The organism is Microbacterium sp. UBA7513 (assembly GCF_002478345.1).
Taxonomy (GTDB): domain Bacteria; phylum Actinomycetota; class Actinomycetes; order Actinomycetales; family Microbacteriaceae; genus Microbacterium.
This window is the reverse complement of sequence record NZ_DLNJ01000023.1, coordinates 57,724-76,711: the sequence shown is the minus strand read 5'-3', so window position 1 is coordinate 76,711 and position 18,988 is coordinate 57,724. Positions and strand designations below refer to the sequence as shown.

Below are 18,988 nucleotides of genomic sequence, written 5' to 3'. Positions count from 1 at the left end.
GGGTTTTGTGCGCAGCACCGGGCGCGCGAGTGCTCTCAGCATAGCGGGGACGGTCTCCGCGGCCGGGGGTCGGAAGGCGCGGAACGCGTCACGGCGTGTCATACACTGGAGAGGTTGTCCGGTAACGCGCGCGGAGGAGGCGATCGAGATCTCGACGATGTCTGATCAGACCGTACGGAAGTCGTCCATCGGTCGCACGGTGAGCGCCTACGTCACTCTGACGAAGCCCCGGGTCCTCGAACTCCTCCTCGTCTCGACCGTTCCGGTCATGTTCCTCGCGCAGGGCGGACTGCCCGATCTCTGGCTGGTCCTCGCGACGGTCATCGGCGGGTCGATGAGCGCCGGTTCGGCCGGCGCGTTCAACATGTACCTCGACCGCGACATCGACGCGCACATGCACCGCACGGAGAACCGGCCGCTCGTGACCGGCGAGGTCAGCCCGCGCGGCGCCCTGATCTTCTCGTGGACGCTCGCGATCGTGTCGACCGTGTGGCTCTGGTTCACCACGAACCCGCTCACGGCGATCCTGTCGGCCTCCGCGATCTTCTTCTACGTCGTGATCTACACGATGATCCTCAAGCGCCGCACCGAGCAGAACATCATCTGGGGCGGCATCGCGGGGTGCTTCCCGGTCCTCATCGGCTGGTCCGCCGTCACCGGTTCTCTCGACTGGCCGGCCTTCATCCTCTTCCTGCTCGTCTTCCTCTGGACGCCGCCGCACTACTGGCCGCTGTCCATGAAGTACAAGGACGACTACGACGATGTCGACGTGCCCATGCTCGGCGTCACCCGCAACGCGTCGCAGGTCGGCCTGCAGGTCATCCTGTACGCGTGGGCCACGGTCGCCTGCTCGCTGCTGCTCGTGCCGATCGCCGGCATGGGCCTCGTCTACACCGTCTCCGCCCTGGTGTTCGGCGGCTGGTTCATCTATGAGTCGCACCGCCTGTACAACCAGGCGGTGCGGGGGACCGAGGCGCGGCCGATGCGAGTCTTCCACGCCTCGATCACTTACCTGACGCTGCTGTTCGTCGCCGTGGCGATCGACCCGCTGCTGCCCTTCTGATCCTCGTCGGCCTGGGGCTCGTCAGCCTGAGGCTCCGCATCGACCTGCGGCTCTGCGAATTCGGCATCGGCGGTCCGGAGAGCGGGCTCGTCGCGCGGGACTGAGACCGTCTCGATCGTCTCGTCCTGGATGCTCGGCGCCTCGTGCTCGACGACCGGCGCGGCGGTGACGGGGGTGGCAACCAGCGTGCGCGCGGCGACGAGGCCGAGCGACAGGAGCAGGCCCACCAGGCCCGCACCGAGGACGACCGCGCCGACGACGACGAGCGACTGACCGACGTACACCTCGACACCGGTGGCGGTGCCGTCCATCAGGGTCGTGGTCATCGTGCCGACCTGTCCGGCGATCATCCAGCCGCCGACCCCGACCGCGGCGAGGGAGACGACGATGAGGAGCCAGAACCCGGCGCTGCGGGTGAGTGTCTTGTTCATGTCGACCACGATGGTCGATGCGGTGATGAGCGCCCGGTGCGCGCGCTATGGATCGTCTGTGCGGCAGAGAGCGACGATCAGTTCACGAGCGACGGGCCATCGACTGCTGCCACGACCTCTCTCTTGAACAGGTGGGTCGCTGTGGGGGAGCTGTAGCTGTGTTATCCCGGTGCGGCCACGCCTACAGAGGACCGGGCGCTAAGCTCGCTGGGCGAATCGATGATCCGGGGGGATTGTATGGACAGGCGTATTCACGTCGATTTCGTGGCTGTAGAGGCGACGTCTACGTTGCTGCACGACTTCAAGGTGGGACCGGGGGACGAGTCGGGCCTTGATCTCTCGATCGCTGGGAGTGATCTCGTCGCGTCTGCGGCAGAGGTGTTTGCTGGCGGGTGGTCGGATGCGCTCGGCTTTCTCTCGCTCGCCTGTAGGCGGCTCGCTGGTGGGCTGGATGGGGCGTTGGCTGATTTTGTGGCGGGGGAGCATGCCCATCTCGACTCACTCGCGACGTCCATCGGGGCGTTGGAGCGATGACAGTGCATTGGACGGACCGCGATCCCGGGGCCGGTGACACGGCCGCGTTCGCCACCGCCATTGCTTGGGCTGATGCTCAGCTTGTGGACTGGCCAACGCACAGGATGTGGTGTCGACGATTCTGCGTGATCTTGACGATGCGTGGAGCGGCCGCGCTGCGGACGCGTTCCGTACACGCCTCGAGGAATTCCACAGCCGCCTTGACGACTCCACTGATGCGATGACAACCGCGAGGAAATCGATCATCACGTACCGAGATGCCGTGGTGGAAATCTCCCGACTCGCCGAGCCTCTGAAAGAAGAACTCGCAGCATCACAGGCGGCCCTGAGCGGAGTGATGAACGATGCGTCCTTCGGCGGCGAGCCCGGGGACCGGTTCGCCGCCGAACAAGAAGCCCGCGCAGCGGCCAGCACCGCCGCGACAGCGTTGAAAAAACTCGCAGTCGACCGTCAAGCGGCTGATAGTGACCTCGCGGTTTCGCTTGCGACGGCGGCCTCACTCGGGTGGGGTGATCTGGATTGCACCACCGATCCGGTTCCTGGAACCCGAAGAGACGCGACGAATGACCGGGTGATGGATCTGTTCGAGCATTTTCGGACGGGTGATGAACGCGGTGCCGTCCTCACCGACAACGACATCTTCGTGCAGACCCTCATGCGCAGTACCACATCACCGCAACCCGGGAGCAAGTACTCGACGAGCTGCGAAGCGGAAAGCTCACGTCGTTGGCTCCGCGTTCTTACGATCGATCGATCAGTGATCAGCCGTTGGTGCTGGGCGCCGACGGGGTCAACATTATGTTTAGCACGATGACCGGTGCGATCCCGGATGTGGTGCTCGGTGGGCAGAACCTGCCCGAAACCTTCCTGGGCTCTTTTGACCTCGAAGTCCGGGCTGGGGAACCGCGATCGGATCGCGGGGTTGAGGTGACGTTTGTGATCAACAACGACACGTCCATTGATTCTGCTACCCGTGTTCCCCTCACTGGGGGTGCTCACATCCCTGGGGTGTTTGAGGCGATGTCGGAAGCAAATGCGAGAGAGGGGCTATGGTCCACGCATCACCAAACCATCGTCTGGACCGAAACGGTGTACCCGTGAACACTCGATGCCGTCGTCAGAGCCTCCCGGTCGCGAGTGTCACCGTAGCTGTGGCACTGGTCCTCGCTGGGTGCGCGGGTCCGCAACTCACCTCACCGGTCGGCGAGTGGGGCGCTGTCGACAACGACCACGGTGTGTTGTCGATCCGTTCTGACGGCACCTTCACGATCACTGACGCGTCCTTCAACCCCCTCGAGGACAGGGACGCTGACAACGACTTCAATGCCACGGGCACCTGGCGGGTTTTTCCGGACGAAGCCGAACTCACGCTCGTCTTCCTGGAAGCATCGCAAGGCGACTGGGACGCCAGCCGCGCCAGTTTCGACGTTCCGTTCCGATCAGGCACAATCCGTTTCCATGACCCGGATGATGTCCTCGATATCGAGTTCCGGCTCGTGGATGAAGCTTCGGAGTAGCGCGCAATCGACGAAAGCCGTCGCCCCGTTCCGCGCCCCGGTCGTCGTCGCGGATCATGAACCGCCGGTGGGTACGACGGACGCGGTGCGCTTGAGGTGCAGCACGACGACCGTGTAGGTCGCGGCCGACAGCGATGCCAGGACCATGTGGATGCCCACGAGCACCGGCGGCAGCCCCTCCCGCGCCTGCCAGACGCCGACGGCCACCTGCACGAGGATCGCGATGACGAGCACGAGCAGCCACCGGCGAGGCTCGAGGCGCAAGACCCAGGCGGATACCGTCAGGAAGAGCACGAGGGCGGCCAGGATGTATCCCGGCCAGGAGTGGACATGGGCGAGGATCGTGGCGTCGAAGCCGCGGCGCAGCACGTCGGCGTCGCCCGAGTGCGGGCCGGATCCGGTCGTCAGCACGCCGAACAGGATGGTCACGGCCAGGGCGAGGCCGGTGACGTGCGTCACGATCGCGAACCAGGTGGGGACGGCCCGCTCTCGCGGTCCTTCCGGAGTCGCCAGCCGCACGAGGAACGCGGCGGTGATGCAGACGAGCAGGAGCGACGACGTGTAGTGGAACCCGACGATGAAGGGGTTCAGGCCGGTGAGCACGGTGATGCCGCCGACCAGGGCCTGTGCGACGACGCCGATCAGCACGAGCCAGGCGAGGAGGACGAGGTCCCGCCGGGCGGGCGTCGTGCGCACCGAGTGGACCGCCGCCGCGATCACCGCGATCAGGAGCACGGCGGAGGCGACGGGGAACGCCGGGAAGTCGGTGAGCGAGACCAGGACGAAGGCGACGGCCGCGCCGGCGAGACCGCCGACCGCGAACCACAGGGCGTCGATGAGAGCCCGGCGGCCGCTGATGGTGTGCAGGACGAGCAGGACGACGGCGATCGCGATGATCCCGACGACGCCGGTCATCAGCCGGTTGCCGAACTCGATCATCCCGTGGATGCCCTGCACCTCGACGATCGGGACGAGCGACTCGGGCGTGCACAGCGGCCACTCGGTGCAGCCGAGGCCGGATCCGGTCAGCCGCACGGCGCCGCCGGTGCCGATGATGATCGTCTCGCTGAGGAACGACAGCCACGCGAAGACGGTGAGCGCACGACCCCACACCGCGGAGCGGGGGGAGGCGGTCGCCCTGTTCGTCGAGGGGGCGGGGATGGTCGTCTCGGGCATAAGTCCTCCGGCCCGTCGAAGACGTGGCGCACGGCCCGTCCGTCAGGCGGAACCTGTAGAATCGGATTGTTGCGATGAGCGCTGACAGCGCTGAAGCATCGTCAACAGTTTAGGCGCGATGGAAGCGCCCGTGATGAGGGCCCCACCAACGGCACCCGCTCCCGCAGACTCGACGGGGATCAGGTGTGTCGGGGCGGATGACACCGTTTGGGACCTGTGAGGAGAGTGTTGCATGTCGGATGTGCTGATCGACCGCCCGGAGCTCGATGGTCTGGGGGTGTACGAATTCGGCTGGCACGATGAGGATGCCGCGGGTGCCGTCGCGAAACGCGGGATCTCGGAAGAGGTCGTCCGCGGGATCTCGGCCCTCAAGAACGAGCCGGAGTGGATGCTGAAGACCCGTCTCAAGGGCTATCAGCTCTTCGGCCGCAAGCCGATGCCGACCTGGGGCGCCGACCTCAGCGACATCGACTTCGACAACATCAAGTACTTCGTCCGCTCCACCGAGAAGCAGGCGCAGAGCTGGGAAGACCTCCCCGAGGAGATCCGCGAGACGTACGAGCGCCTGGGCATCCCCGAGGCCGAGCGTCAGCGCCTGGTCGCCGGTGTGGCTGCGCAGTACGAGTCCGAGGTCGTCTACCACCAGATCCGCGAGGACCTGGAGGCCCAGGGCGTCATCTTCATGGACACCGACACCGCCCTGCGCGAGCACCCCGAGTTCTTCGAGGAGTACTTCGGCACGGTCATCCCCGCCGGCGACAACAAGTTCGCCGCGCTGAACACCGCCGTCTGGTCGGGCGGCTCGTTCGTCTACGTCCCCAAGGGCGTGCACGTCGAGATCCCGCTGCAGGCCTATTTCCGCATCAACACCGAGAACATGGGCCAGTTCGAGCGGACCCTGATCATCGCCGACGAGGACAGCTACGTCCACTACATCGAAGGCTGCACGGCCCCGATCTACAAGTCGGACTCCCTGCACTCGGCCGTCGTCGAGATCATCGTGAAGAAGAACGCCCGCGTGCGCTATACGACGATCCAGAACTGGTCGAACAACGTCTACAACCTGGTCACCAAGCGCGCCGTGGCGCACGAGGGCGCGACCATGGAATGGGTCGACGGCAACATCGGCTCCAAGGTGACGATGAAGTACCCGTCGATCTACCTGATGGGTGAGCACGCCAAGGGTGAGACCCTCTCCGTCGCCTTCGCCGGCCCCGGCCAGCACCAGGACGCCGGCGCGAAGATGATCCACATGGCGCCGTACACGCAGTCGTCGATCGTCTCGAAGTCGATCGCCCGCGGGGGTGGCCGTGCCGGCTACCGCGGCGAGGTGCGTGTCGACGCTGCCGCCCATCACTCGGCGAACACCGTCCGCTGCGACGCCCTCCTCGTGGACACGAAGTCCCGTTCCGACACCTACCCGGCGATCGACATCCGTGTCGACGACGTGCAGCTCGGCCATGAGGCCACGGTCTCCAAGGTCAGCGAGGAGCAGCTCTTCTACCTGCAGTCTCGCGGCATGCCCGAGGACGAGGCGATGGCGATGATCGTGCGCGGCTTCATCGAGCCGATCGCGCGCGAGCTCCCGATGGAGTACGCGATGGAACTGAACAAGCTCATCGAGATGGGCATGGAAGGATCGGTCGGCTAAATGGCGGCCTCGACGACAGCGCCCAGCGAGGCGCAGCACACGAACGCGCACATCGACCCGGCCGCCCAGGTGGCGGACGCCGGATTCGTCCCGGTGCAGACCCGCTCCGAGCGTCCGCACTCGTTCGACCCGGACGACTTCGGCACGCCGACCGGTCGCGAGGTGAACTGGAAGCACACGCCGGTGGCCGCGCTCACGCCGCTGTTCCGCACGGCCGAGGGCGACGAGGGCGTGCAGTACTCCTTCACGTCCGGCGAGCAGTACGTCGCCGCGCCGCTCGCGGCGGGAACCGCTCCGCGCGGCGAGGTCTTCCTCGCCGAGGACATCACCGCCGCCGTCGCGTGGCAGGGCGCCTCCGAGGCCCTGCACATCCGCATCCCGCGCGAGGAGGAGGTCGCCGCGCCGATCTTCCTGTCGCTCACGGGCACCGGCGCCGACCGTCGGGCGGACGCCCACATCGTGATCGAGGCCCTCGAGCACAGCGCCGCCACGGTGGCGCTGCAGCACAAGGGCTCGGCGCAGTACGCCCAGAACGTCGAGATCATCGTCCGTGACGGGGCGAAGCTCACCGTCGTCTCCGTGCAGCAGTGGGACGACGACGCCGTGCACGCGGCCGCCCACCAGGCGCGGGTCGCGGCCGACGCCACCCTCAAGCACTTCGTCGTCAGCTTCGGCGGCGGCGTGGTGCGCGTGAACCCGAGCGTCGAGCTCGCCGGTGCCGGCTCGGAGGGCTACCTCTACGGGCTGTCCTACGCCGACTCCGGTCAGCACCTGGAGAGCCAGGTGTACCTGCACCACAAGGGCCCGCACACGACCGGCGACGTGCTCTACAAGGGCGCGCTGCAGGGCGAGAGCGCCCACAGCGTGTGGATCGGCGACGTGCTGATCGGGGCGGACGCCACCGGCACCGACTCCTACGAGGCCAACCGCAACCTGGTGCTCACGGAGGGCGCACGCGCCGACTCCATCCCGAACCTCGAGATCGAGACGGGCGACATCGTCGGGGCCGGGCACGCGAGTGCCACCGGCCGCTTCGACGACGAGCAGCTCTTCTATCTCCAGGCCCGCGGCATCCCGGAGGACGAGGCCCGTCGGCTGGTGGTGCTCGGCTTCCTCACCGACATCGTGCTGCGCCTCGGCATCCCCGACCTGGAGTCGGAGCTGCTGGCCGCCATCGAGGCCGAGCTCGCCGAGGTGGACGCGTGAGCGCGCAGCGCGTCTGCGGCGTCTCCGAGCTGGAGCAGGACACGCCGCTTCGCGTCGAGCCGGACGGCGTGCCGATCACGGTCATCAAGGACGGCGAGGGCGTCATCCACGCCATCGGCGACACCTGCACCCACGGCGACATCTCGCTGTCCGAGGGCTTCGTGGAAGGTGACACGGTGGAGTGCTGGGCCCATGGCTCCGCGTTCTCCCTGATCACCGGCAAGCCCCAGAATCTCCCCGCATATGAGCCCGTCCCGGTCTACGTCGTCGAGATCGACGGCGACGACGTGCTCATCGATCCCGCTGTGACGAAGGAAGTCTGAAGAATGTCTGTTCTCGAGATCCGCGACCTGCATGTGACGGTCGAGACCGAGGCGGGGACCACCCCGATCCTCAACGGAATCACCCTCACCATGAACACCGGTGAGACCCACGCCATCATGGGCCCCAACGGCTCCGGCAAGTCCACCCTGGCCTACACGATCGCCGGCCACCCGAAGTACACGGTCACCTCCGGCTCCATCACGTTCGACGGTGAGGACGTCCTGGCGATGAGCGTCGACGAGCGCGCCCGCGCCGGTCTGTTCCTCGCCATGCAGTACCCGGTCGAGATCCCCGGCGTGACGGTGACGAACTTCCTGCGCACCGCGAAGACCGCGCTCGACGGCGAGGCGCCCTCGATCCGGCAGTGGACCAAGGACGTCAAGGAGTCCATGGCCAACCTCCGCATGGACCCGAAGTTCGCGCAGCGCAACGTCAACGAGGGCTTCTCGGGCGGCGAGAAGAAGCGCCACGAGATCCTCCAGCTCGAGGTGCTCAAGCCGAAGTTCGCCGTGCTCGACGAGACCGACTCCGGCCTCGACGTGGACGCGCTGAAGATCGTCTCCGAGGGTGTCAACCGTGCGAAGGAGTCCACCGGTCTCGGTGTGCTGCTCATCACGCACTACACCCGGATCCTCCGCTACATCCGTCCCGACTACGTGCACGTGGTCGTCGCGGGCAAGATCGTCGAGGAGGGCGGCCCCGAGCTCGCCGACCGTCTGGAGAACGAGGGCTACGACCGGTTCCTCGACCCCTCCGCTCCCATCGAGGCGTAGGCTGATCGCATGACAGCGACCCTGACGGACGAGAAGTACGACGCGGTCACCGAGGCTCTCAAGGACGTGATGGATCCTGAGCTCGGGATCAACGTCGTCGACCTCGGACTCATCTACGACCTCGCCTGGGATGACGAGAACGACGCTCTCGTCATCCACATGACGCTGACCAGTGCGGGCTGCCCGCTCACGGACGTCCTCGAAGACCAGACGGCGCAGGCCCTGGACAACGTCGTGGACCGCTTCCGCATCAACTGGGTGTGGATGCCGCCGTGGGGACCCGAGCGGATCACGGACGACGGGCGCGACATGATGCGTGCGCTCGGGTTCGCGATCTGAGCGTTCCGGTCACCTGACCACCAGACGAAGCGGGCGTGCCGGGCACGCCCGCTTCGACGTCTCCGCATCGGCGCGGAGAGAATCGGAGGACGAATGCTGTCGGTGAAGGCTCTGTCGCTGTCGGAGCTGCGCGAGCGGACCAGCGAGAAGTGGCGGGAGTATCCCGAAGACGTGCTGCCCCTCTTCGTCGCGGAGACGGACTTCCCGCTCGCCCCGGCGATCACCGCCGCACTGCAGCGGGCGCTGGATCTGGGAGACACCGGATACATCGCCTCGCGGACACCGCTGGCGGAGGCGTATGCGGGCTTCGCGGAGCGCCGCTTCGGCTGGCGTCCCGACCCGGCGCGGATGCGCAGCACGGCGGACGTGAGCATGGGCATCGTCGAGGTCCTCCGCCGCGTCACGCAGCCGGGGGAGCGCGTCGTCGTGACGCCTCCGGTCTACCCGCCTTTCTACGACCTCGTCGCCGAGGCCGGTGCCGAGGTGCAGCGCGTCCCGCTGCGCGACACAGGGGCGCGGTGGGAGCTCGACCTCGACGGGATCCGCGCCGCGTTCGAGGACGGTGCGACGGCCATGCTCCTCTGCAACCCGCACAACCCCACCGGCACCGTGCACGATCGAGAGGCGCTGTCCGCGTTGGCGGAACTGGCCGAGGAGTTCGGCGCGACCGTCGTCTCGGACGAGATCCATGCGCCGCTCGCCCAGCCGGGCACGGGATTCACGCCCTTCCTCGCCGCGAGCGACGCGGCTGCCCGGGTCGGCTACGCCGTCGTGAGCGCGAGCAAGGCCTTCAACCTCGCGGGACTGAAGTGCGCGCTCATGGTCACCGCCGCGGAGGAGACGTCCGCGGTCGTGCGCGACCTGCCGGTCGAGGTGGAGTGGCGGACGGGGCAGTTCGGTCTGCTCGCGGCCGTCGCCGCGTTCTCCGAGGAGAGCGACGCGTGGCTGGACGGCCTCCTGCGCACCCTCGACGAGAACCGCGTGCTGCTGGAGGACCTCCTCGCGCGCCACCTGCCCGCCGCCCGCTACCGTCTTCCGGACGCGGGATACCTCGCGTGGATCGACCTCTCCGCCCTCGGCTGGGGCGACAACCCCGCTCGGAAGATCCTCCGCGAGGCGAAGGTCGCGCTGCACTTCGGCCCGGCCTTCGGGGAGGAAGGGGCCGGGCACGTGCGGCTCAACTTCGGCACCAGCCCCGAGATCCTCACCGAGGCGATCGAGCGCATCGCCGCGCTCGTCGAGCGATGACGACGGCGGAGCCCACCGCCACGATCTGGGACCGCAGCCGGGTCTGGGTGACCCTGGGTGCTGTCGCCCTGATCTTCCTCGCCGCGATCGAGGCCCTCGCGGTGACGACGGTCATGCCGATCGTGAGCGATGCCCTGGACGGCCAGTCGCTGTATGCCGTCGCCTTCGCGGGCACGCTCGCGACCAGCGTGATCGGGATGGTCGCCACCGGAGCCTGGTCGGATGCGCGTGGTCCGCGCGGCGCGCTGTACGCCGCGGTCACCCTCTTCATCCTGGGTCTGCTGATCTCCGGGTTCGCGACGACGATGCCCCAGTTCCTGATCGGTCGGCTGGTGCAGGGGCTGGGCGCGGGTGGCCAGACGGTCGCCCTGTACGTCGTGGTCGCGCGGCTGTATCCGCCGCACCTGCACGGGCGGGTGTTCGCGGCGTTCGCCGCGGCCTGGGTGGTCCCGTCGATGATCGGGCCCTTCCTCGCGGGAGCGGTGGCGGAGTACCTCGATTGGCGGTGGGCGTTCCTGGGCGTGGCGGTTCTGACCGCGATCGCGTTCGTGATGATCGCGATCCGACTGCGGGGTGTCGATCTCGGACGCGGCGAGCCGCAGGACCGTCGTGCGCTGCTCTCGCGCCTCTCGCTCGCCGTCGTCGTGGCGATGCTCGCGGTGGCCATCGGACTGTCCGCCGAGCTGGAGCCGGGGATGGGCTGGCCGGTGGCTCTGGGCGCCATGCTCGCGATCGGCGTGGCGGTGCTGCCACTCCTGCCGCGGCGGACGCTGCGCGCGGGCGCCGGGCTCCCCAGCGTCGTGCTCATGCGCGGGATCGCAGCCGGGGCGTTCTTCGCCGCCGAGGCCTACATCCCGTACCTGCTGATGCGGAAGTTCGACTTCTCCGCCACCTGGGCCGGGATCGCGCTGATGCTGGCAGCCTTCGCCTGGGCCGGAGCCTCCGCCGCGCAGGGTCGCTACGGCGAGCGGCTGGGCAATCACCGCATCACGGCCCTCAGCCTGGGGGCACTGCTGGTGGCGATGCTCTGCGTGCTGGCTGCGGCGGCGTTCGACGTCTCCCCGGTGTTCGTGATCATCGGCTGGGCGTTCGCCGGGGGCGGCATGGGGCTGCTGTACCCGCGGCTCACCGTGCTGACCCTCGCCTACTCGGATGAGACGAACCAGGGGTTCAACTCGTCGGCGCTCTCGATCTCGGACGCTACGGGCTCGGCGGTGGCGATCGCCCTCGCCGGGCTGGCCGTGGCCTCGCTCGGCGGCGGCGCTGACGCGTTCGCGGTCGTCTTCGTGCTCGGCACCGTGCTGGTGCTGCTCGCGGCGATCCCCGGGCTCAGGCTCGGGCACGCCGCGGAGTCACGGGCGCGCTGAGCTCGCCGGCCAGCGCGACGACGCCCAGGTCGAACACGCGGTCCAGGCCCGCGGTGACGTCGACCTCGCCGGATGTCGGGAGAGCGCCGTGGCTGTCGGCATGCATCCGCTGCTGGACGAGGGTGGCGTGGCCGAGCACGAAGTGCAGGAGCGCCGCCCCGCGGTCCTCGGCATCGGCCGCCCCCTCGGTGCGGAGCGCGGCGACCAGGGCGTTGCGTGCATGTGCAGAGCCGAGCTGGAGCGCGTACGTGCTGAGGACGAGCTCGGCGCCATCCCGGTAGGCGAAGAGGGCGTCGCGGAGCGCACGGGCGGTCGCGAGCACTCCTTCCGCTCCGTCCGGGACGGTCGCGGTGATCCGATCGGCGAGGTCGGCGAGGAGCTCCTGCTTGTTCGCCACGTGCCAGTAGAGGGCGCTCGGCTGTACGTCGAGCCGGGCCGCGATGCGGCGCATGGAGAGATCGGCCAACCCCACCTCGTCGAGAAGGGCGAGGGCGGTCCGTGCGACGCTCTCCCGATCGTGACGGGCGGGATTCGTCTCGGGACTCATGCCCCCACTATAGTGAACGGCGTTCAGGTGAACGCTGTTCAGGAGGATGGATGCGCTGGCGGGAGCGGGAGGCGACCACGATCGCGGAGCCGGGAACGCTGCGTCTCGACGCTGTAAGCGTGACCATCGACGACCGTGTGCTCCTCGACGACGTGACGCTGGAGCTCACCGCACCGCGCATCGCCGTGATCGGAGCGAACGGCTCGGGGAAGTCGACGTTCGCCCGGCTGCTGAACGGCCTCATGACGCCGACCACGGGAACGGTCACCGTCCACGGCCTCGACGCGCTCCGGGAGCGGACCGCCGTCCGCCGCCGGGTGGGCTTCGTCTTCACCGATCCGGATGCCCAGATCCTGATGCCGACCCCGGCCGAGGATCTCGCGCTGTCTCTGCGAGGGCGACCCCGTGACGAGATCGCCCGCCGGGTGTTGGAGACGCTGGACCGGCACGGACTCGGAGGCCACGCCGACGTCCCGGCGTCCTCGCTCTCGGGAGGACAGAAGCAGATGCTCGCCCTCGCCGCAGTGCTCCTCGCCGAGCCGAGGCTGATCGTGGCGGATGAGCCGACGACGCTTCTCGACCTGCGCAACGCGCGACGGATCGGAGACCTCCTCCTGTCGCAGGAAGCGCAGGTGCTCGTCGTCACCCACGATCTCGAGCTCGCCGCCCGCTGTGACACGGCCATCCTCTTCGACGGCGGACGCGTCATCGATCAGGGGGATCCCGACGCGGTCGTCGCGCGCTACCGGCGGCTGTGCGCATGATCCTGCCGTCCCCGGTCGGTGCGGGACTGCTGCACCGGGTGCCGGCCGGCCCGAAGCTCGCCGGGCTCGCCGTCGCGGCGCTCGCGCTGACGATGGTGCCGCAGGGGCCGATCAGCATCGCCGTCTGCCTCGTGGCCGTGATCGCGCTCTACCCGATCGCCGGTGTGCCGCTCTCCGCCGCCGGGACCGAGCTGTGGCGGCTGCGTGCGGTCCTGGTCGTGCTCGCGGTCGCCCTCGCCGTCTTCGTGTCTCCCGTCGCCGCCTGGGTGAGCACCGGGAGAGTCGCTGCATTGCTGCTGCTCGCCGCGCTCCTCACCCTGACCACGCGCATGTCCGATCTCCTGGCCGTGCTGCAGCGCCTCCTGCGTCCCGTGCGCCGTGTCGGGATCGATCCCGAGGCGGTGTCGATGGCGGTGTCTCTGACGGTGACCATGGTGCCCGTCGTCGCCGGATTCGCGCAGCGGGTACGGGACGCGGAGCGCGCGCGAGGAGTGCGCCTGGGTGTGCGCGGCGTCGTGCCGCTGCTCGTGCTGACGCTGCGCCACGCGGATCAGGTCGGCGACGCCCTCGCCGCCCGCGGGGTCGGCTGACGGTCACGCCACGACGGCGGTGCCGGGGACGGCACTGCCGGGGCGTCCCGCCAGGCGCAGCGCGGCGACCAGCAGCAGGACGGCGAGCGCAGCGGTGGCGACCGTCGTGCCGAGCACCAGGAGCAGCATCACTCCGCCGAGACCCAGCAGCGTTCCCAGCGCCAGGCGGCGGTGCGACGCCGTCGCCTCCGGCGAGGGGTGGTTCTCGAATCGGTCGACGCGCACCGCGACCACCGCGGTGAGGACGACAGCCGACAGGAGCCACAGCGGGCGGGCGGCCCACCACTCCGCACTGTCGAGGGCGGGAAGGGCCACGCCGCCGAGCAGGGCGACCAGGGCCGTCGCTCCGGCCATCGCCAGGAGCACCGGCATGTGCCAGAGGTAGATCGTCATCGTCCGCCGGGTGACGAAGGCGGTGAACGCGGCCACCGGGATGCGACGACTGAAGCGCCCGATGCGCGCGCGGTGGAGGGAGAACAGGGTCGTGTGGATCAGCCCGACCAGCAGCAGGGCGGACGTCGGCGGGTTGATGTTGGCGATGAGGTCGGGGGAGTAGACCCCGACGAGGAAGAGGGCGATGAGGAGAGCGAGGGAGCCGGCGCCGATCACGACGCGGGCGCGGCGACGCAGGGCGTCCACGCGGCCGTCGGCGAGGAGGAATCCGAGCTGCTGCATCGTCAACCACACGAAGGCGAGGTTGAGGAACCCCACGGCGTCGTTCCCGGTCGTGGCCCGCAGGAGATCGACCGCCACGGCCGCACCGGCGAGGAAGGCTATCGTGCGCAGGGGCGCGCGCTCGTGCAGGGCGACGAACGCGGGGAGCAGCGCCTGACACAGCAAGAAGACCCCGAGGAACCACAGAGGCTGCCCGTATCGGAAGCCCGCGACGGCGATGAGATTCGGCGCGACACCGAGGACGGTGAGCACCGCGAGCGCGACCCCGACCGCGCCCACCGCGAACAGGGCCGGGCGCAGGAGCCGGTGCACCCGACCGGCCACGAAGGCGGCCGCGCTCCCGCCGCGGGCGCGGAGGCGGCGGTATGCGAGGAGCCCCGAGAACCCTCCGATCACGAAGAAGAGCGGCATCACCTGCAGCAGCCAGCTCAGCGGCGCGATCCAGCTCGTGCCGTCGCTCGCGTTCTCGAACACCGGCCCGGTCTCCGACACGGTGACCCCGACCATGACAGCGTGCAGCAGGACGACGCCGAGCACGCAGAGCGCGCGCACGACGTCGATGCCGGTGTCGCGGTGACCCGCGTGATCGGATGAAGCGGGGGTGGGGGTGCTGAGGCGTGGAGCCGCGGCGATGACCATGAGTCCTCCTGGGAACGGTGTCCTCGGAGGTTATGGAGGCGGTGGTGGGCGGGACATCACTCCGTGGTGCCGTCCTGCCCCCTACGCAGGGGTGACTCAGGCCGACGGCTCGACCAGGCCGGTGTCGTAGGCGAGGATGACGGCGTGCACGCGGTCCCGGAGGCCGAGCTTCGCGAGCACCTTGCCGACGTGGGTCTTCACGGTCTGCTCCGCGATGAACAGGTCACCGGCGATCTCGGTGTTCGACCGGCCCTTGCCGATGAGGACGAGGACCTCCCGTTCGCGGTCGGTGAGATCGGCGAGGGCCGTCGCAGACCGGCGCGACGCCGGCCGCCGTCCGGCGAACTGCTCGATCATGCGCCGGGTCACGCTGGGGGCGAGGAGTGCATCGCCCCCTGCCACCACGCGGACGGCATGGACGAGTTCCTCCGGCAGGGCGTCTTTGAGGAGGAAGCCGCTGGCCCCGGCGGCGAGGGCGTCGTAGACGTAGTCGTCGATGTCGAACGTGGTGAGCATGAGGATCCGCGGCACGTGCGCGGCCGGGTATGACGGGCCGAGGATGCGGCGGGTGGCCTCGATGCCGTCGAGCTCCGGCATGCGGACGTCCATGAGGATGACGTCGGGATCGAGCCGCGCGGCGAGTGTCACGACCTCCGCGCCGTCGGCCGCCTGGCCCACCACGCGGATCCCCTCGTGCGCGTCCAGCAGGGCGGCGAAACCGGCGCGGACCATCGCCTGGTCGTCGGCGATGAGCACGCTGATGGTCACGGGTTCTCCTTGTCTTCCGCCGAGGCGGTCGGGGCGGGCGGTGCGGCTGTCGCGGACAGCGGTAGGGTGGCCTCGACGGTCCAGCCGCCGTCGTCGGACGGCCCGGCGGCGAGGTTTCCGCCGAGCACTTCGGCGCGCTCGCGCATTCCCCGGAGGCCGTAGCCGCCGGAGGGGCTCTCGGTCGGCTGTGCCGGTGCGGCGTTGCGCACCCGGATGTGCAGGCTGTCGGCGTCGGCATAGAGGCGGACCGTGACACGGGCACCCGGGGCATGGCGGACGGCGTTGCTCAGGGCCTCCTGCACGATGCGGAAGGCGGCGATCTGCACGCCCGGTCCAGCCGCGGACGCGGCTTCGATCCCTTCGAGCACGAGGCCGACCTCCACGCCGGCCCGGCGGATCGTGTCGACGAGGGCGGGGACGTCGTCCAGCCCCTGCTGCGGTGCGAGCTCGGCATGCTGGTCCTCCGTGCGGAGCACCCCCAGCATGCGCCGCATCTCGGTGAGCGAGGTCCGGGCGGTGGCGGCGATGTCGTCGAACTCGGCGGCGGCGTCGGCATCGAGGCCTGCGATCCGGTAGCGCGCGGTCGACGCCTGCACCTGGATCACCGACATGCTGTGCGCCACGACGTCGTGCAGCTCCCTGGCGATCCGGGTGCGCTCCTCCACGAGAGCACGCCGGGATTCCTCCAGCGCGCTGTGCTCCTTCTCCCTGGTCAGCTCGGCCGCCACCCGCACGCGGCCGGCGACGAGGACGGCGATGAGGAACATCGCGGCGGCGACCGACGTCGTCACGATGAGGTTGGCTGTCGCGCTGCCGGAGCTCGCCGGCGTGGCGACCATGTCCGGACGCAGCAGGGGCGCCGTCAGCGAGGTGAGCGCACCGATCACGAGAGTCAGGGCGCCGAGTCGGGCTCCCTGCACGAAGGACATCACGCCCACGAAGAGGACGAACGCGAGCAGGGCCGGTACCGACCACGGCCAGGGCGACTGGATCGCGCGCGCCGGCTCGACGAGCAGAGGCAGCAGGAAGGCGCCGGCGGTGAAGACGACGATCGCCGTCCGCGGACGGGAGGGGATCAGGAGGGGAGCGCCGCACACGGCGGCGCCGAGCAGGAAGGACAGCGGCAGCGGCGTGCCGGAAAGCACCGTCTGGAGCGGGACCAGCAGCGCGTACAGCACGACGACCGCCGCGGTCAGCGCCACGAGGGCGCCGGTGCGACGGCTGATCCGTGACGGGCGCGGGGTGCGCTCTCGGCGGCGTGCCATGCGTCTCATCCTGCCAGGTGCGCGACCGGCGTACGGCGGCGGCGGAGCGCGGCGATCCGATCGATGACGACGCCGACGATCAGGGCGATGACGACGCCGATGGCGGCGCTGAGCACGGGCTGGTCGTGCAGCCAGGCGCCGGCGAGGAGCCCGATCGCGAGACTGAACACGCTCCAGCTCACACCGGCGATGAGGCTCAGCGGGAGGAACCGCCGCCACGGGAACCCGAGCGCTCCGGCGGACATGTTCACCGCGACGCGTCCGATCGGGATATAGCGGGCGCCAAGGATCAGTGTGGCACTGCGACGGTCGAGCGCACGCTGCGCGTAGGCGAACGCCGCGGCGACGCGGGGGCGCCGCATCCAGGCGAACCTGGTCGTGCCCAGCCGGCGGCCGATGAGGAACGCGATGTTGTCGCCGATCGCGGCGCCCAGGGCGGCGACCGCACCCAGCAGCACGATGTTGCCGTCACCGGTGGACGCGGCCACCGCCGCCGCGGCGACGAGGACCGTCTCGCTCGGGACCGGCGGGAAGAACCCGTCGATCACGGTCACCGCGAACAGCACGGCGTACAGCCAGGGGGAGGCGATCGCCTGCAGGATGAGGTCGTTGAGGATGTCCACCCCGGCACCGTAAGCAGGGGGTAGGCAGAGGGGCATCACTCCGCGGTATCGCCTCGGTCACCCTGGAGAGGGATATCCGTGCCGGGCGTCGCCACAGGCAGGGCGGCATATACTGGTTGGCTGGCCGCTCGGCCATCACCTCCTCCCGAACGAACGGACGTCCGCTGTGCTTGCCGTGCACGACCTCGAGATCCGCGTTGGCGCGCGCCTGCTGATGGAGAACGTCTCGTTCCGTGTGTCCGACGGCGACAAGATCGGCCTCGTCGGACGCAACGGTGCGGGCAAGACCACGCTCACCAAGGTGCTCGCCGGCGACGTGCTGCCCTCGGGTGGCACCGTCACCCGGTCCGGAGAACTCGGCTACCTGCCGCAGGACCCGCGTTCGGGCAATCCGGAAGACCTCGCCCGTACCCGGATCCTCGATGCCCGCGGCCTCGGCCAGCTCAACCTCGGCATGACGGAGGCCTCGCTCGCGATGGGGTCCGACGACCCCGCGGTCGCTGCCAAGGCGATGAAGCGCTACGGGGCGCTCACCGAGAAGTTCGAGGCGCAGGGTGGCTACGCGGCCGAGGCCGAGGCAGCCTCGATCGCGCACAATCTCTCGCTGCCGGATCGCATCCTCGACCAGCCGCTGTCGACCCTCTCCGGAGGCCAGCGTCGTCGCATCGAGCTCGCGCGCATCCTCTTCTCCGACGCGCAGACGATGATCCTCGACGAGCCGACCAACCACCTCGACGCGGACAGCGTGGTGTGGCTGCGCGAGTTCCTCAAGAACTACAAGGGCGGGCTGATCGTCATCAGCCACGATGTCGAGCTCGTGGGCGAGACCGTCAACCGGGTGTTCTACCTCGATGCCAACCGCCAGGTCATCGACATCTACAACATGAACTGGAAGAACTATCTGCGGCAGCGCGCCGCGGACGAGGAGCGTCGCAAGAAGGAGCGGGCCAACGCCGAGAAGAAGGCGACGACCCTGCAGCAGCAGGCAGCGCGCTTCGGGGCGAAGGCGTCGAAGGCGGCCGCAGCGCACCAGATGCTCGCGCGTGCCGAGAAGCTCCTCTCCGGTCTGGAGGACGTGCGTCAAGAGGACCGCGTCGCGAAGCTGCGGTTCCCGAAGCCCGCCCCCTGCGGCAAGACCCCGCTCATGGCCTCCGGGCTGTCGAAGTCGTACGGCTCGCTGGAGATCTTCACCGACGTCGACCTCGCGATCGACCGCGGCTCCAAGGTCGTCGTGCTCGGCCTGAACGGTGCGGGCAAGACGACGCTGCTGCGCATGCTCGCGGGTGTTGACAAGCCGGACACCGGTCAGCTCGAGCCCGGGCATGGCCTCAAGGTCGGGTACTACGCGCAGGAGCACGAGAACCTCGACGTCAGCCGTTCGGTCCTGGAGAACATGGTGTCGGCCGCTCCGCACATCACGGAGACGGAGGCCCGCAAGGTCCTCGGCTCCTTCCTGTTCACCGGCGACGACGTCCTCAAGCCGGCGGG

At 69.2% G+C, this 18,988-nt stretch carries 22 protein-coding genes; 15 read left to right on the top strand and 7 right to left on the bottom strand.

Going from position 1 to position 18,988, the window contains the following annotated elements; translation table 11 throughout:
- The first annotated feature begins 157 nt into the window (after nt 1-157).
- On the top strand, nt 158-1,063 hold the full coding sequence (locus B2W79_RS13590) for a heme o synthase (protein ID WP_029989291.1): 906 nt from the start codon (nt 158-160) through the stop codon (nt 1,061-1,063).
- On the opposite strand, the gene B2W79_RS13585 is transcribed toward B2W79_RS13590, so the two are convergent.
- A complete protein-coding gene (locus B2W79_RS13585; RefSeq protein ID WP_025103653.1) occupies nt 1,009-1,494 on the bottom strand; it encodes a hypothetical protein in 486 nt (161 codons plus the stop codon). The two genes, B2W79_RS13590 and B2W79_RS13585, sit on opposite strands and share 55 nt — an antisense overlap.
- Nucleotides 1,495-1,731: 237 nt before the next feature.
- Here B2W79_RS13585 and B2W79_RS13580 point away from each other — a divergent pair, with 237 nt between their 5' ends.
- The 4 genes from B2W79_RS13580 to B2W79_RS13565 all read left to right on the top strand — a co-directional run bounded on the left by B2W79_RS13580 (nt 1,732) and on the right by B2W79_RS13565 (nt 3,545).
- The gene (locus B2W79_RS13580) at nt 1,732-2,028 is read left to right on the top strand and encodes a hypothetical protein (RefSeq protein WP_292790233.1); all 297 of its coding nucleotides are present in this window, start codon (nt 1,732-1,734) and stop codon (nt 2,026-2,028) included.
- A 109-nt stretch (nt 2,029-2,137) separates the two neighbouring features.
- Nucleotides 2,138-2,842 (top strand): hypothetical protein, encoded by a 705-nt coding sequence (locus tag B2W79_RS13575; RefSeq protein WP_292790232.1) that lies wholly within the window; start codon nt 2,138-2,140, stop codon nt 2,840-2,842.
- On the top strand, nt 2,839-3,129 hold the full coding sequence (locus B2W79_RS13570; protein ID WP_292790231.1) for a hypothetical protein: 291 nt from the start codon (nt 2,839-2,841) through the stop codon (nt 3,127-3,129). Before B2W79_RS13575 ends, B2W79_RS13570 begins: the two co-directional genes overlap by 4 nt.
- A 50-nt stretch (nt 3,130-3,179) precedes the next feature.
- A complete protein-coding gene (locus B2W79_RS13565; protein ID WP_292790230.1) occupies nt 3,180-3,545 on the top strand; it encodes a hypothetical protein in 366 nt (121 codons plus the stop codon).
- Between the two features lie 54 nt (nt 3,546-3,599).
- Here B2W79_RS13565 and B2W79_RS13560 read toward each other — a convergent pair whose 3' ends face one another.
- Nucleotides 3,600-4,721 (bottom strand): COX15/CtaA family protein, encoded by a 1,122-nt coding sequence (locus B2W79_RS13560; RefSeq protein ID WP_292790229.1) that lies wholly within the window; start codon nt 4,719-4,721, stop codon nt 3,600-3,602.
- Nucleotides 4,722-4,953: 232 nt separating this feature from the next.
- Between B2W79_RS13560 and sufB the strand changes: the two genes are divergently transcribed.
- From sufB to B2W79_RS13525, 7 genes are all read left to right on the top strand, one after another.
- The gene (gene sufB / locus B2W79_RS13555; RefSeq protein ID WP_025103651.1) at nt 4,954-6,372 is read left to right on the top strand and encodes a Fe-S cluster assembly protein SufB; all 1,419 of its coding nucleotides are present in this window, start codon (nt 4,954-4,956) and stop codon (nt 6,370-6,372) included.
- A complete protein-coding gene (sufD, locus tag B2W79_RS13550) occupies nt 6,373-7,578 on the top strand; it encodes a Fe-S cluster assembly protein SufD (protein WP_292790228.1) in 1,206 nt (401 codons plus the stop codon).
- Nucleotides 7,575-7,901 carry a non-heme iron oxygenase ferredoxin subunit gene (locus tag B2W79_RS13545; RefSeq protein ID WP_071329480.1) on the top strand — a complete coding sequence of 109 codons (327 nt, stop codon included), beginning with the start codon at nt 7,575-7,577 and terminating at the stop codon, nt 7,899-7,901. Before sufD ends, B2W79_RS13545 begins: the two co-directional genes overlap by 4 nt.
- A 3-nt stretch (nt 7,902-7,904) precedes the next feature.
- Entirely contained in the window at nt 7,905-8,675 is a 771-nt protein-coding gene (gene sufC, locus B2W79_RS13540; protein ID WP_025103648.1) for a Fe-S cluster assembly ATPase SufC, read from the top strand.
- A gap of 9 nt (nt 8,676-8,684) precedes the next feature.
- Nucleotides 8,685-9,014: a metal-sulfur cluster assembly factor gene (locus tag B2W79_RS13535; protein WP_017202280.1), complete on the top strand. Its 330-nt coding sequence runs from the start codon at nt 8,685-8,687 to the stop codon at nt 9,012-9,014.
- A 93-nt stretch (nt 9,015-9,107) separates the two neighbouring features.
- Nucleotides 9,108-10,262 carry a MalY/PatB family protein gene (locus tag B2W79_RS13530; protein WP_292790227.1) on the top strand — a complete coding sequence of 385 codons (1,155 nt, stop codon included), beginning with the start codon at nt 9,108-9,110 and terminating at the stop codon, nt 10,260-10,262.
- Complete coding sequence (locus B2W79_RS13525) at nt 10,259-11,629, top strand: MFS transporter (protein ID WP_292790226.1); 1,371 nt, start codon at nt 10,259-10,261, stop codon at nt 11,627-11,629. Before B2W79_RS13530 ends, B2W79_RS13525 begins: the two co-directional genes overlap by 4 nt.
- Here B2W79_RS13525 and B2W79_RS13520 read toward each other — a convergent pair.
- Nucleotides 11,592-12,176 carry a TetR family transcriptional regulator gene (locus tag B2W79_RS13520; RefSeq protein WP_071329476.1) on the bottom strand — a complete coding sequence of 195 codons (585 nt, stop codon included), beginning with the start codon at nt 12,174-12,176 and terminating at the stop codon, nt 11,592-11,594. The genes B2W79_RS13525 and B2W79_RS13520 overlap by 38 nt on opposite strands.
- A gap of 50 nt (nt 12,177-12,226) precedes the next feature.
- Here B2W79_RS13520 and B2W79_RS13515 point away from each other — a divergent pair, with 50 nt between their 5' ends.
- Both B2W79_RS13515 and B2W79_RS13510 read left to right on the top strand, forming a co-directional pair.
- Nucleotides 12,227-12,940 (top strand): energy-coupling factor ABC transporter ATP-binding protein, encoded by a 714-nt coding sequence (locus tag B2W79_RS13515; RefSeq protein ID WP_292790225.1) that lies wholly within the window; start codon nt 12,227-12,229, stop codon nt 12,938-12,940.
- Nucleotides 12,937-13,530, top strand: coding sequence for an energy-coupling factor transporter transmembrane component T (locus B2W79_RS13510; RefSeq protein ID WP_071329607.1), 594 nt, complete (start codon nt 12,937-12,939; stop codon nt 13,528-13,530). Before B2W79_RS13515 ends, B2W79_RS13510 begins: the two co-directional genes overlap by 4 nt.
- Nucleotides 13,531-13,533: 3 nt before the next feature.
- On the opposite strand, the gene B2W79_RS13505 is transcribed toward B2W79_RS13510, so the two are convergent.
- From B2W79_RS13505 to B2W79_RS13490, 4 genes are all read right to left on the bottom strand, one after another.
- Nucleotides 13,534-14,844 (bottom strand): acyltransferase family protein, encoded by a 1,311-nt coding sequence (locus tag B2W79_RS13505; protein ID WP_292790224.1) that lies wholly within the window; start codon nt 14,842-14,844, stop codon nt 13,534-13,536.
- Between the two features lie 96 nt (nt 14,845-14,940).
- Nucleotides 14,941-15,612: a response regulator gene (locus B2W79_RS13500; RefSeq protein WP_292790223.1), complete on the bottom strand. Its 672-nt coding sequence runs from the start codon at nt 15,610-15,612 to the stop codon at nt 14,941-14,943.
- On the bottom strand, nt 15,609-16,877 hold the full coding sequence (locus B2W79_RS13495; protein WP_292790222.1) for a sensor histidine kinase: 1,269 nt from the start codon (nt 16,875-16,877) through the stop codon (nt 15,609-15,611). The genes B2W79_RS13500 and B2W79_RS13495 overlap by 4 nt, the downstream gene beginning before the upstream one ends.
- A 5-nt stretch (nt 16,878-16,882) precedes the next feature.
- Nucleotides 16,883-17,500 carry a DedA family protein gene (locus B2W79_RS13490; protein ID WP_292790221.1) on the bottom strand — a complete coding sequence of 206 codons (618 nt, stop codon included), beginning with the start codon at nt 17,498-17,500 and terminating at the stop codon, nt 16,883-16,885.
- A 166-nt stretch (nt 17,501-17,666) separates the two neighbouring features.
- Here B2W79_RS13490 and B2W79_RS13485 point away from each other — a divergent pair.
- On the top strand, nt 17,667-18,988 hold a 1,322-nt coding region (locus B2W79_RS13485; protein ID WP_292790220.1), incomplete at its 3' end, for an ABC-F family ATP-binding cassette domain-containing protein.